The sequence below is a fragment of the Streptomyces glaucescens genome (assembly GCF_002154375.1).
Taxonomy (GTDB): domain Bacteria; phylum Actinomycetota; class Actinomycetes; order Streptomycetales; family Streptomycetaceae; genus Streptomyces; species Streptomyces glaucescens.
This window is the reverse complement of the sequence record NZ_MUND01000534.1, coordinates 1-13,740: the sequence shown is the minus strand read 5'-3', so window position 1 is coordinate 13,740 and position 13,740 is coordinate 1. Positions and strand designations below refer to the sequence as shown.

At 68.7% G+C, this 13,740-nt stretch carries 7 protein-coding genes and 1 pseudogene; 3 read left to right on the top strand and 5 right to left on the bottom strand.

Annotated features, from left to right (window positions below):
• Positions 1 to 453: 453 nt before the first annotated feature.
• The 3 genes from CCN42_RS30905 to CCN42_RS30895 all read right to left on the bottom strand — a co-directional run bounded on the left by CCN42_RS30905 (position 454) and on the right by CCN42_RS30895 (position 6,729).
• The gene (locus tag CCN42_RS30905) at positions 454 to 2,643 is read right to left on the bottom strand and encodes a WD40/YVTN/BNR-like repeat-containing protein (protein ID WP_086740567.1); all 2,190 of its coding nucleotides are present in this window, start codon (positions 2,641 to 2,643) and stop codon (positions 454 to 456) included.
• Between the two features lie 41 nt (positions 2,644 to 2,684).
• A complete protein-coding gene (locus tag CCN42_RS30900; RefSeq protein ID WP_086740565.1) occupies positions 2,685 to 5,069 on the bottom strand; it encodes a non-reducing end alpha-L-arabinofuranosidase family hydrolase in 2,385 nt (794 codons plus the stop codon).
• A gap of 181 nt (positions 5,070 to 5,250) precedes the next feature.
• Positions 5,251 to 6,729 carry a sigma-70 family RNA polymerase sigma factor gene (locus CCN42_RS30895; protein WP_245877541.1) on the bottom strand — a complete coding sequence of 493 codons (1,479 nt, stop codon included), beginning with the start codon at positions 6,727 to 6,729 and terminating at the stop codon, positions 5,251 to 5,253.
• Between the two features lie 651 nt (positions 6,730 to 7,380).
• Between CCN42_RS30895 and CCN42_RS30890 the strand changes: the two genes are divergently transcribed.
• Positions 7,381 to 8,487, top strand: coding sequence for a ricin-type beta-trefoil lectin domain protein (locus CCN42_RS30890; RefSeq protein WP_169731559.1), 1,107 nt, complete (start codon positions 7,381 to 7,383; stop codon positions 8,485 to 8,487).
• Between the two features lie 81 nt (positions 8,488 to 8,568).
• On the opposite strand, the pseudogene CCN42_RS30885 reads toward CCN42_RS30890, so the two are convergent.
• A pseudogene (locus CCN42_RS30885) lies at positions 8,569 to 9,205 on the bottom strand (glycoside hydrolase family protein); the annotation flags it as partial.
• Between the two features lie 659 nt (positions 9,206 to 9,864).
• Between CCN42_RS30885 and CCN42_RS44945 the strand changes: the two are divergent.
• Both CCN42_RS44945 and CCN42_RS30875 read left to right on the top strand, forming a co-directional pair.
• Positions 9,865 to 10,242, top strand: coding sequence for an RICIN domain-containing protein (locus CCN42_RS44945; protein WP_245877539.1), 378 nt, complete (start codon positions 9,865 to 9,867; stop codon positions 10,240 to 10,242).
• Complete coding sequence (locus CCN42_RS30875; protein WP_086740563.1) at positions 10,203 to 12,509, top strand: beta-L-arabinofuranosidase domain-containing protein; 2,307 nt, start codon at positions 10,203 to 10,205, stop codon at positions 12,507 to 12,509. Before CCN42_RS44945 ends, CCN42_RS30875 begins: the two co-directional genes overlap by 40 nt.
• 365 nt (positions 12,510 to 12,874) lie before the next feature.
• On the opposite strand, the gene CCN42_RS42800 is transcribed toward CCN42_RS30875, so the two are convergent.
• The coding region (locus CCN42_RS42800; protein ID WP_107427668.1) for a hypothetical protein at positions 12,875 to 13,740 on the bottom strand (866 nt) is incomplete at its 5' end.

Sequence of the window (13,740 nt, the reverse complement as noted above, 5' to 3'; positions counted from 1 at the left end):
TGTCGTCAAACTCCCGTCGTCGTCCGCAGGACGGCCCTGCGGCGTCCGGTGCGTGCTCTCGGTGCGCCGGGCGGAAGTCCGCGTACTGGGCGTATTCGGGCTTTCGTCCGGTGCGGCGAGAATACGTGCCGGGCGTCGCGGGGCAGACGGGAGTTTGACGACACCTCCTAGAGGCCCACCTGCGTGGAAGGGTTCCGTGCGCAGTGAACCGGCCGAACATGGCCCGTCAAAGGAAAGGTGTCGGTCTGAGCAGGACCCGAAAACCCCCAGGTCAGAGGCGGTCTCCTGGCTCGCCTCTCTTCGTGAAGAGGAGCGTCACATGAGCGTCATGGCTCGGAGTCCATCCGCCCGCCCTCGCAACACAGCGGGTCGGTTACGCCGCAGGCCGCCCTCCTGACCGTGATGTCGCCTCGGCCAGGAAGGCGGCCCGCTGTCACGGGTGAGACACGGGGATCAGGACGGGTCGCCGTACTGGAGGCCGCGGCCGTTGGTGCCGATGTAGACACGGCCGTAGGTGTCGGGGTCGCCGGTGATGACGCCCTGGCTGCCGATGGCGCCCCACTGGTGGGCTTTGTCGTTGACGCGGGTCCAGGTGGCGCCCTTGTCGGTGGAGCGGAAGACGCCGGTGACGCCCTTGACCGTGCCGATCAGGTACAGCGTCTGGTACGAGGCGCGCGGCGCCGCCTTGCCGAAGCCGACCGCCGAGGCAGACGTCACCGAGGTGAGCCGGGTGAACGTGCGGCCGCCGTCCGTGGAGTGGAGCAGGCCCTTGCCGCCGCCCGCGATCCACAGGTCGCCGGCCCGGCCCGGGACGGCCTTGAGGCGGCCGTCGGCGGGCAGGCCGGTCGCGCGTGCGGTGAAGGTCGCGCCGCGGTCGGTGCTGGCGTGGAGCGTGCCGCCGGTCAGGGAGTAGAAGGTGTGGGCGGAGGAGCGGTCGGCGACGACCTCGGCCCCCGTGCCGAGCCCCCGCACCTTCGACCAGGTCGCTCCCTTGTCTGTCGAGCGATACGGCGCCTGCCCGGCCTGGGTCCACACCAGGGTGGAGCCGTCCGCCGCGAGGGCGATACGGCCGCTGTGGGCGTCGGCCACCGGTTCGGCGGCGAAGCCCCGCCAGGTGGCGCCGCCGTCGGTGGAGTAGGCGCCGTCCTGCTTGCCGCCCGTACCGACCCGCGCCATCACCGACGGCTTCGACGCGGCGTAGTCGATGTCGGTGCTGTTGCTCAACAGCGGGTTCTTCATCCGCCCGGACGGCACCCGCGTCAGGTCGGTGTGGCGGAATCCGCCCTGGTCGCCCATGGCGGTCAGGACGGTCGCCCCGCCGGGCGGGGCGATGGCGTCGAGGACCGCCGTCTCCTCAAGTCCCCTGGCCCCTACGGTCCAGTGACTCGTCGGGGCGTCGGCGTCCTCGCTCCGCCAGATCCCGTTGCCGGTGCCGTACAGCACGTGCCCGGAGTCGAACGGGTCGATCGCTAGGGCCGTCATCCAGTGACCTGTGTGAGTGCCGACGTAGGGCGCACCGGAGGCGTCCCGTACGGACCTGCCGGCGAGGGCCTTCCAGGTCGAACCGCCGTCCGTGGTGCGGTAGATCTCGTCCTCGGGGTACCAGCGGTCCAGCGTCGTGACCATCACCGTGGACGGCTTGCGCGGGTCGACCGCGAGCCCCGAGAAGCCGTACGTGCCCCGTGAGGGGGACACGTCCTTCCAACTCCCGCCGCCTGGGGTGTACTTCCACACCGAGCCGCCGGTGACGCCGTTGGGCCCGAGGTTGTCGGTGTACGTCAGATACAGCGTGCCGTCGCCCGTGACGACACCGTGCTGCGGCAGCTGGCCGGTCGGCTGCCCGGCGACCGCTTGCCACGTGGCACCGCCGTCGGTCGACCGGTACAGGGACGTGGATCTGTCGGCGACACCGACGTACACGGTGTCGCTGCCCTTCGGCCCGTACGTCACGAACGAGATGCCGGCACCGCTGCCCGCCCCGCCCTTGACCGGGAAGGACTCGACCTGACGCCAGGACGCACCGTGGTCGGTGGACCGCCACAGCCCGTTCTTGCGGGAGCCGAGGAGCAGGTTCGAGTTGTCCGACGGGTCGACGACGAGGCGTTCGCCGGCGCCGCGGCCGTCCTCGTTGCCGCCGAGCTTGAAAGGCAGCTCGGTGCGCTTGAAGGTGCGGCCGCGGTCGGTGGAGCGGAGGATCGCGCCGTTGCCCGCCCAGTCGTTGGTGTACGTGCCCGCGCCGAGGTAGAGCCGGTCGGGGTCGACGGGGTCGGTGGCGAGGGAGTCGATACCGAGCAGGTTCCAGTCCTTCTCGCCGAGCCAGTCGGTCAGCGGGATCCACTTCTCGGCGCGGGCGTTCCAACGGTACGCGCCGCCCATGTCGGTGCGGGCGTACAGCAGGCCCTGCTCACGCTGGTTGAAGACGAGGCCGGAGACGTAACCGCCGCCGACGACCTGCGCGTTCTTCCACTTGTACGGTGCTGCCGCGGGCGCCCCGGCCTTCGCGGCCTGGGAGTCGTCCTGCGTGAGGAGCAGGTACGGCACGACCGCGGCGGGCACCGCGAGCAGCAGGGCGATGGCGCCCCGGCGGCGACGGTGCAGACCGCGCCGCCGGGAGCCCGCGCGGGTGGGGGAAGAGGTGTTCATGGGGGGCTGTGCTCCTTGCGAATAGCTGTCTGTGCTACAGCTCAGCGCTGCAGGGTCAGAACACCCGGCCGGTACGGCAGCGCGTCGTAGGGGGCGTCCGAGTTCGGGGACTTGCCCTGGTAGAGCAACTGGAGGTGGCACGGGTCGATGGTCATGGTCTGGTCCGGGTTGGAGCGGATCAGGTCACCGTGGCTGATGTCGTTGGTCCAGGTCGCGCCGCTGTTGGCCTTTCCCGCGAAGGGGTTGGACTCGGTGGCGGCCTGCGGGGTCCACGTGCCATTCAGGCTGGTCGCCGTGAAGGAGCGGAAGTAGCGGTTCTCGTTGGCGCCCCGCGCCTCGACGATCATCAGGTACTGGTTCTGGCCCTGGACCTTGTAGACCTGCGGTGCCTCGAAGAGGTTCTTGACGGTGTCGCTCATGACCGTCGTGTACGACGAGCCGAAGTTGCCGGGGAAGTTCCCGATCGGCATGGACGCCCGGTAGATCTTGCCGTTGTCACCGGCGAAGAAGAGGTACATGTTCTTGTCGTCGCCGATCAACGTCTGGTCGATCGGACCGGTCCCGGAGTCGGGCAGACTGCCGGTGAACAGGGGCTGCGGCGCGGACCAGCCGTTGGGGTTCGTCGGGTCGGCCGAGGTGCGGTAGCTGAAGGGCGAGGCCCCCCACTGGTACGTCAGGACCCAGATCTTCTTCGGCGCGAAGTAGAAGAGGGTGGGCGCGACCGCGTTCTGGCTCATCTTCGTCTGCGCGGTCGCCCCCATGCCGGACCAGTCGGTGAACGGGGCGAACGCCATCGAGCCGTACGAGGTACCCGTCCACATCGACCCGTAGACAAGGTGCTTGCCGTTGTACGGGACGTGGGTGAAGTCCTTCAGCGAGGCCCAGCCGTTCGCGGGTTGCGCGAGGGCGCCGGTCGAGCGCCACTTGTACGTGGACGGCAGCGCACACGTGCTACCGGCCGAACCGGAGGGGGCGGTCCACTTCTGATTGTCGACGCCGGCGCAGGTGTACAGCTGGATCTTGGTGCCGTTGGAGGTGCCCACGCCGATCGCGTCCAGGCACTTGCCGGACTGGACCCCGGAGATCGAACCGTCGGGGTTGATGTTCCACTGCTGGTTCGTGCCGGTGTTGCAGTCCCAGATGACCACCTCGGTGCCGTTCGCCGTACCCTTGGCCTTCGCGTCCAGGCACTTGTTGCCGAACACCTTCAGCTGCTTGGCGGCGGTGTACGTCCAGCTCTGGTTGGACTGCCCGCTGCAGTCCCACAGCTGTACTGGAGTGCCGTTGGCGGTCGAGGAGTCGGGGACGTCGACGCAGCGGCCGGAGGCCACGCCCTTGATCTGGCCGGTGCCGTCACCCGGGTCGGCCGGGGTCGAACCCGCCCCGGCGCCGAACGCTCTCTTGACGGCGTCGTACGCGGGCTTCGGCTTGCCGGCCGCGTCGAAGAGCAGCGGTTTCTCGTCCGCGCGCCACGAGTCGCTGTCACGGACACCCCACACCGTGATGCCGGTGCAACGCTTCACGCCGAGGCAGGCGTTGACCGCAGTCGCGTAGTGCGTAGCAGACGCCTGGGCGATGTCCAGCTCGGTGATCTGCACGTCGACGCCGAGGGCGGCGAAGTTGGCGAGGGTCGTCTTGAAACTGGCCGGCGGACCGCCCGCCCCGAAGTGACTCTGGAAGCCGACGCAGTCGATGGGGACACCGCGCGCCTTGAAGTCCTTGACCAGGCGGTACACGCCCTGGGTCTTGGCGGCCGACCAGTCCTCGATGTTGTAGTCGTTGTAGCAGAGCTTCGTGGCCGGGTCGGCTGCGCGGGCGGTACGGAACGCCTCCTCGATGAAGCCGCTGCCGAGTACCTTCTTGAACACCGACTCGCGCAGCGCGCCGCTGCCGCCGTCCTGGAAGGCCTCGTTGACGACGTCCCAGGCGTAGATCTTGCCCTTGTAGCGGCCCATCGTGGTCTTGATGTGGTTGTTCGTGACGCTGCGCAGCGTGCTCGGGTCGTTGATCGCTTTCACCCAGTCCGGCAGCTGCGAGTGCCACACCGTGGTGTGGCCGCGCAGCCGCTGACCACGCTCCAGGGCCCGGTTGACGATCTTGTCGGCGGCCGCGAACTGGAAGTTGCCGCGGGACGGCTCGACCGCGTCCCACTTCATCTCGTTCTCCGGGGTGATCATGTTGAACTCCCGGTCAGCGATCGACGTGTACGTCGAGTCGCTCAGCCGCCCTGCGGCTGTCGCAGTGCCGAAGTACCGGCCCGAAGAGGATGCCTCAGCCTCCAGGCTCGCGGCCCCGGCGGAGTTGGGGAGCAGCGTGAGGACACCGGTCACCAGCGCGGAGGCGGTGGTCAGCCCGATCGCCAGCGTCCTGCGGGGCCGACGGAGCCGGTGCAGGCCTTTCCGGGGTTCGTCAGTGTGTCTGGTCATGGGGAGTGGCCTTCTTCAGGGGACAGATCAGCGGGGGACACCTGTGAAGCGGCGCCCCTGAAGAGGAGGCTGAGGAAGGTGGGGCGGCGTAACGAAAAATACGCGCGCCCGCACAGTGACGAATCTCGCGGCAGAAAAACGTAATGCGGGCCGAGGTGCCGAAGTCAGCGGATCCCGGCTCTCACGTCAGCGGCGCGCGGACGACGAAAGAGGCCTGGCCGGTGAAGGTGCGCGTGCCGTCGAAGCCGTCGAGGCGGATCGATCCGTCGCGGGGCCGCAGGGCGGAGCCCGGGTAGTTGTGCGCGTGCAGAGTCACCGATCCGTCGACCGTCCCGGGGCGCGGGCAGAAGGTGGCGTCCTCCCGGAACAGCCGGCTGCCGTCGTCGGCGCTCAGGCGCAGCCGCAGGTAGTGGTGGCGCAAGTACCGGCCGTCGGCCGCCCGGAACGTGACACACCGGCTGTCCGCGAGCCCCCTGCTGACGGTGAAGGTGGCCGCGGCGCTGCTGAGCGTCGCGAAGTCGCCGTCATACGCGAGGAATTGGCCGGGCCGGTCCACGGATTCGAGGGACCGCGCGCCCAACGGAACCACGGCCGGACCCGGCGGCGACGGCGTGACCGACGGAGCCGGGGTGGTCGTACCGGCCGTCGGCCCGGCGACGGCGCCGGGCACCCGGTGCTCCGGTTCGGGCCAGGCGACATATGCGGCGGTCCCGGTGACGAGCACCGCGCCGGTGGCGAGCGTCGCGATCGGATGGGCGGTCACCGCGTGCAGCTTGCCCAGCAGAGCGCCGCCCCCTGCCGCCGTACCCGTGGCGCTCGCGGCTGCTGCCGTTGTCACCGTCGTACTCGACAGCAACCCCTTCGTGATCAGCGCCCCGACGAGTGCCGCCGGCACGGCCAGCGGCGTGAGGCCGGCCAGGAGCAACTCGGCCGGAACCCGCTCGGCCGCCGTCGCCGTACATATCGCGCAGTCGCGCGTGTGCCGAGCGATCCGCTTGCGCCACACGGACGTTCGCGCACCGTCCCAGCCGGAGACGGTCGCGCTCAGGCCCGGACAGCGCGGTTCGGCTGCCAGCGCGGCGACGATCGTCCGGCTCAGTTCCAGCTGCTCGCGCATGCGCTGCAGGCGGACCCCGGCGTGCGAGACGCTGACCCCTGTTGCGTCGGCGATGTCCTGGCGGCTGAGCAACCCGGCGCACTCCTGCCACCACAGCGAAAGGAGCACCCGGTGTTCCGCGTCGAGCCAACGGGCGGCTTCGGCGGCCTGCCCGCGCTCGTCGGACATGCGCAGCCGCAGGATCGTCGTGTCCTCCAGAGGTGCGGCGGCGTCCGGCACCGGGAGCGCCTCGTCGATGAGCGTGGTCCGGTCGGCGAGCGTGCGCTGCCGCTGCCAGTACGTGTTGATCTGCCGGAGCGTGATCGACACCAGCCACGACCGGAAGCTCTCCGGGGCCCGCAGCGCGGGCAGGTCGCGTACCGCGCGCAGCAGCGTCTCCTGGACGACGTCGTCCACGTCGGCATGGCCGCTCAGCGCCCGTCCGGTGATGTTATACAACAACGGCAGATATGCGGAAACGAGCTCCTCGCGTGCCCGCTGGTCACCGCGCTGCGCCGCGACGACCAGCCTCACGTGATCCGCGTCCATGAGCCCCAGTCCCATCTCTTCAGGGGAGTGATCCGCCGAGTACGGCGCCACACCCTAGCCGTGGGGACCACGACGTCATCCCCCAGGGGTGACGATCACGCGACGCGCGGGTCAATTGCCTTTGTCAGCCGGCTCCAGAATCGCCACGCACTACGCGGAGGCAGACCGTGCGGCAGACCGCCGGTGTGGATGTGGGCTCCGGCGGAGCGGGTCGCGACCACCGCCGCCGCGACCCGGTCGAAGGCGGCTCGGCTGATAGCGGCCCCAACTGCGTGCGTCCGTGCGCGGGATCGCCGAGGACAGGGCGTTTCGCAGTGGTGGCGAACCGGGTCAGCACCTCCTCGGCGATGTTGTGGTGGACCACGAGAGCCGACGGTGCAGTTCTATGGGCCGTCTGCGCACCACGGTACGGACCCTCGCCGACGCCGAGGGTCCAAAGGCGGGGCGATTCATGGGATGTTTCAGCCCGGATCGTGGTATCTATACGGGTGCGCTCGTGCGGTGTGTCCGGGCCGACCCGCTCGGTATGCGCTCCCCCACCCGACCGTTCCGAACAGTAAGTCAGGCGGCCGCCGAGGCCGAAGGGAAGGCGTTGCGGCCGAGTTGCTGACACGAACGGCGATCATCCCCGCTGATTCAGCACTCACTCGCAGAAGAGGACGCTGCATGAAAATGCGTTGGGTTCAGTCCCTGATCACGCTTGTCGCTGTCGCGCTCGGAGTAACGGTGACAGGTGTGGCCCCTGCCTCCGCCGCCTCCAACACGTCGTTGCGGATCATGCCGTTGGGCGACTCGATAACCTGGGGCGTGGGAAGCAGTACGGGCAACGGCTACCGCGCGCCGTTGTGGAACCGGCTCGCGGCGGACGGCCATCCCCTGGACTTCGTGGGCACGGTGCGGAACGGTTCGATGTCCGACCCGGACAACGAAGGCCACTCCGGATATCGTATTGACCAGATCGCGGCGCTCGCCGACGCCTCACTGACCCGCTACCGGCCCAACGTCGTGACGCTGCACATCGGTACCAACGACCTCCAAGGAGCCTCCGAGGTCGACAGCGCCATCGCCCGGCTGAGGTCGCTGGTCGACCAGATCACCGCCGACGTCCCCGACGCCACCGTCCTCGTCGCCTCCCTGGTCGTGTCCACCAGCAGCTCGGAGGAGCGGTTCCGGGGCACGTACAACCAGGCCACCCGGCAAATCGTCAGTGACGCGCAGGCCGCGGGCAAACGCGTCGCGTTCGTCGACATGAGCAGTCTGACCACGGCCGACCTGGCCGACCCCCTGCATCCCAACGACGCGGGCTATCAGAAGATGGCCGACGCCTTCCACCGTGGTGTCCAGTCCGCGGACAGCGCCGGGTGGCTGAAGAACCCCGCCCCCGCGCCCGCCCGCGTGCAGTCCGGCATCGCCGGCAAGTGCATGGACGTCAACGGTGCCAACACCGCCGACGGGACCGCCGTCCAGACATGGAGCTGCGGCGACGGTGCCAACCAGTACTGGTCCGCCTACACCGACGGCACTCTGCGTTCCCTGGGCAAGTGCCTCGACGCCGCCGGCGGGGCCACCGCCAACGGCACCAAGGTGCAGCTCTGGGCCTGCCGCGGCGGTGCCAACCAGGTCTGGCAGCCTTACGACGGCGGCTACCGCAACCCCGCCTCCGGCCGCTGCCTCGATGTTCCCGGCTCCTCCACGGCCGACGGCACACAGCTCGTGCTGTGGGACTGCAACGGCGGCTCCAACCAGAAGTGGACCACTCTGACCACCGGATGAACCCCGAGCCCGGGATCTGGGCCGAACAGGCTCAGATCCCGGGAGAACATCGCGGACAGGTCAGGCCCAGGGGCTGACCACCTTGAAGGAGCTGCCGCCGGCCCAGTTGCCCGTCTTACGCAGGGTGTAGGGCCGGTGAGGCTGGAGGCGGTGGCGTACTCGATGTACTTCATCGTCTCGTTCTTGGTGAACGCATGGTAGGTGGAGCCGACCTTGACGATGAAGTGTCCATGTAGTTCGGGCCGATACCGGACAGCTGAATGGGCGTGGACCAGGTGGTCAGCGCTGCGTTGGCCGCCGTGATCGTGTAGGCGGTGAAGTGGGTGGCGGTGCTCGCCGCCGTCGGGGACACGTTGACGCTGCCGTCGGTGTCGATGAACCACTCAGGTGCCCAGGTGCGGGTCAGCCCGCTGATCGGGATCGTGTAGTTGTGCAGGAACGTCCAGTTCACCCGGTCAGTGCTCCGGGCGAAACCGATCGTCGTTTCCCGTCCAGTTGGTGGTGTAAGTGAGGCAGTAGTAGCCGTCGGTGTGCTTGAGGATGCTGGGGTCCCGGATCAGCGCGGACGGCGGGGTGTGGGCGGGACCTTTCTGCAGGGTGAATCCGGTGGCGTCCGGCGACTCGTACACATACAAGTTCGACTCACTGCTGTTGGTGAACGCGGTCATCATGGCGGGGCGGCGGCGGAGGCGGTGCCCTCAAAGACGGCGCCGCCCAGCAGGACCAGCAGCAGTGGGCCCAGCAGGGCGAGCAGCTTTCTTACGGTTTCTGTTCAACTCTTCCTCCGGGCTCGGCCGGTCCGCTGGGCCGATCGCCGTGGGTGACGAGGGGTGCAATTGTTCGGCATGACGAACAGCGTGCGGAACTTGCAGAAGATAGGTTTGGACCGTGGTTTCGTCAATGTTTCCGACGAGTACCGTTCGGTGCATTTCGCGCCGCTCGGATATCGAAGAAGCCGCACTGTCATACACGTTGACTTCCATACGGGAAACCCTTTACGTTCGGCGCCGACCCTGTCCGGCAATTCGGCCTACGTTCGGAATATCGGTCATCGCGGTGCGAGAGCGGTCCCGCCTCCGGAAGGAGCCCACCCCCCATGCCCCGAACCGCGCGCTTTCCGGGCGCGAGCCCTTCCCCAACCTCACCGCCTGGACACCGGACTTCGACGCCCTCGAGGGCGCACACTCGGCGGCGCGGTCGACGATGTCACCCGTATCGGATTGGAGTTGAACCGGAACTCGGCGGAAGCGTCTTTCCCTCGTCCGGCGGCACCTACCAGCTCACCTGGGGCGGACACCGCGGTGACCGAGTCGGCCTCTACACCTACAACCCGAGTAGCACACCATCGCGCCCACCAGGGTCCACACGTGCGTCAGCGTGCGCAACGGCACGGTCGCCGACGTCTACCGTGCGTCGAACGCGGATGGGGCCGCCGTCATCCGGTGGCCCGACACCGGCGCGTCGAACCAGCAGTGGGCCTTCCGGTCCACAGGGATGGGGGCATACCACACCATCGCCTGTGTCCGCAGCGGCAAGGTGCTCGACAAGGCGGTCCTCGGCGGCGGAGGGCGCGGCGGTCGTACAGATGACCGCCGACGGCCGGACGAGCCAGCAGTGGCAGCTGCGCGCGCAGGCCGGGGCCGAGTTCGTCCTGGTCGCCCGCAACAGGGTGTCAACGACCAAGCAATCGCTCTCTCGTCATCGAAAGGTGCAAGATGTCTTCCTTCGTCAGCAGACGGCGCCTGCTGCAAGTAGCCGGGGCCACGGTCGCCGCATCTGCCACGGGATCCTTCATGGGCGCATCTCCCGCGCAGGCGGCCGTTCCTCCCGCAAGGGCCGACATAGGGGTCTTGGCGCACCCCTTCGAACTCAGCCAGGTCCGGCTCACCGCAAGCCGGTGGCTGGACAACCAGAACCGAACGCAGAACTATCTGCGGTTCGTCGATGTCGACCGGCTGCTGTACAACTTCCGCGCCAATCACCGGCTCTCCACCAACGGCGCCGCCGCCACCGGCGGCTGGGACGCACCGAACTTCCCCTTCCGCACCCACGTCCAAGGGCACTTCCTCACGGCCTGGGCACAGCTGTACGCCGTGACCGGGGACACCGTCTGCCGGGACAAGGCCACCTACATGGTCACGGAGCTGGCCAAATGCCAGGCCAACAACGGCGCCGCCGGTTTCAACGCCGGGTATCTCTCCGGCTACCCCGAGTCCGACTTCACCGCTCTCGAGCAGCGGACCCTGAGCAACGGCAATGTGCCGTACTACACCATCCACAAGACCCTCGCCGGCCTGCTGGACGTGTGGCGTCACATCGGCAGCACACAGGCCCGCGACGTGCTGCTCGCCCTGGCCGGGTGGGTCGACTGGCGCACCGGCAGGCTGAGCGGCCAGCAGATGCAGGCCATGCTGCAGACCGAGTTCGGCGGCATGAACACGGTGCTGACCGACCTCTACCAGCAGACAGGCGACGCGCGGTGGCTCACCGTCGCCCGGCGGTTCGACCACGCCGCGGTGTTCGACCCCCTGGCGTCCGGCCAGGACCAGCTGGGTGGACTGCACGCCAACACCCAGGTGCCCAAGTGGATCGGGGCCGCCCGGGAGTACAAGGCCACCGGCACGACCCGGTACCGGGACATCGCCACCCACGCCTGGAACTTCACCGTCAACGCGCACACCTACGCCATCGGCGGCAACAGCCAGGCGGAGCACTTCCGTGCCCCGAACGCCATCGCCGGCTACCTGAACAAGGACACGTGCGAAAGTTGCAACACCTTCAACATGCTCACCCTCACCCGGGAGCTGTTCGCGCTGGACCCGAACCGGGTCGCGCTGTTCGACTACTACGAGCGGGCGTGGCTCAACCAGATGATCGGCCAGCAGAACCCGGCCGACGACCACGGCCACGTCACCTACTTCACTCCGCTCAACCCGGGAGGCCGACGCGGGGTGGGCCCGGCGTGGGGCGGCGGCACCTGGAGCACCGACTACGGTACCTTCTGGTGCTGCCAGGGCACGGGCCTGGAGATGCACACCAGGCTGATGGACTCCATCTATTTCCGCAGTGACAACACGCTGATCGTGAACCTGTTCGTGCCCTCGGTGCTCACCTGGTCGGAGCGCGGAATCACGGTCACCCAGACCACGTCGTACCCCGTCAGCGACACCACGACCCTGCAGGTCACCGGCAACGTCACCGGAACCTGGGCGATGCGCATCCGCATCCCGGGCTGGAGCACCGGGGCCACCATCAGCGTCAACGGCGTCGCGCAGAACGTCAGCACCACCCCCGGCAGCTACGCGACCCTGAGTCGCTCGTGGGTCTCCGGCGACAGGGTCACCGTTCGCCTGCCCATGCGGATCGTCATGCGAGCGGCCAACGACAACGCGAACGTCGCCGCGATCAGCTACGGCCCGGTGGTCCTGTCCGGCAACTACGGTGACTCCTCGCTCAGCTCCCTCCCGACGCTGAACACGGCCTCGATCACACGAACCAGCAGCGGTTCGCTCGCCTTCACTGCCACCGCCAGCGGCTCCACCGTCAACCTGGGCCCGTTCTACGACGCGCACGGCCACAACTACACCGTCTACTGGAACGTCAGCGGCACCTTCCGTCTGGTCAACGTGGGCAGCGGTCTCGTGCTGGGCATCCAGAACATGTCCACGGCCGACGGTGGCCGCGCTCTGCAGTGGTCGGACAGCGGCACCGCCGACCACGAGTGGCACATGATCACCGACGGGAACGCGGTCCGCTTCCGCAATGCTCACAGCGGCAAGGTGCTCGGCGTCCAGGGCATGTCCACGGCAGACGGCGCGACCGTCCTGCAGTGGTCGGACAACGGCACCGCCGACCACCGATGGACGCTGGCCGACCAGGGAGACGGAACCTACAAGATCCGCAACGACAACAGCGGCAAGTTGCTCGCCATCGCGAACAACTCCACCGCTGTGGGTGCGTTCGCAGTCCAGGACTCGGACGACGGCACTGCCGACAACCGGTGGCGCATCGTGAGGAACTAGGCCTCCGCGGAAGCACATCCTGGTCGCTCTCCATCCTCGGCCAGCTTCCGCTGCTCGGCCACGGTGCCTGCCCCGCCCGTGCTGGCTGCCGGCTGTCCGTCCGCCGGCCCGGGCTTGCCGCCGGTCGAGATCGCCCTTGAAGGAGAGCCAGTTGAAGGACGTGGTGACCCAGACGTCGTCATAGACGAGGACCTTGGCAAGGGTGCTCTTTGAGGCGGCTGAAGGTGAACTCGTTCTGACTCCGCCCGGCGGAAGGGACTGCAGCCGAGTCCCCGTCGCGCCGTGGCGCTGCATGCGGATCGGGACAGTGAGCCGGGAGTAGGCGGAGCGGGAGCACCCGCTGGCGGTCGTGGACGGGCAGTGGCTCAGGGCGTTGTCAGCGCCCTCTCGCACTCCCGCTCGCGGTGTTCGCCGCCGCTTACGTACTCCACTCGCACCTCCGCCTCGTCCTCGCGCAGCACGTACAGCGTGCCGTCCGACGGCGCCCAGCGCCGAGGGACGAGGAACAGGCGGTCCCCGGAGACGTGGAACAGCCGCAGGCCGGCGTACCGGAAGCGGTACGGGCTGCCCTTCTCGTCGACCGCCGCGACACAGCTCCCGCCACCTCGGATCAGGAGGTCACGCTCGCTGAACACCACCACGGCCGGGAACTGTGAGGCGACCGTCGCCGTCGTCAGGGCGGCCCGGCCCCGCCCTACGATCCCCGCGTAGGCGTACACGGCCCAGAACAGGGCAACCAGCGCCACCAGCAGGGCGGGCACCCAGATCCGCCGTCGATGTGGCGGAGGTGGGCCGTCCGATTCGGGGCGGGTTCGGGCGTAGGCGGCGAGCAGCACGCCGAGCAGCACGACCAGTGGGATCACCAAGTTGAGCACGCCCGGTGCGACGGAGTACAGCGGCATCACCAGTAGCGCCGGCACCCAGGCGTGCCGCAGCCACCGCATGACCGGCGCGGCTCGTGCCGCGTCCCGCTCGGCCCTCTGGTGCAGGGCCGCCGCCGCCAGAGCCGCGGCCGCCACCCCGAGGATCGGGAGGTAGAGCGCGTCCACGCTGCGCAGCAGGTAGTCGGCGGTGGAGAAGCGGAACAGGGTGTCCCGCAGGCCGAGAGCGCGGGTCTCGGCGTCTGTGCTCGCCCAGCCGAAGTAGAAGAGTACGGCGGTGAAGAGGGAGAGGGACGAGCCGACCGTGCCGATGAGTTCGAGCCACTTGGGGGGCTCGGGGGGAGCGGGTG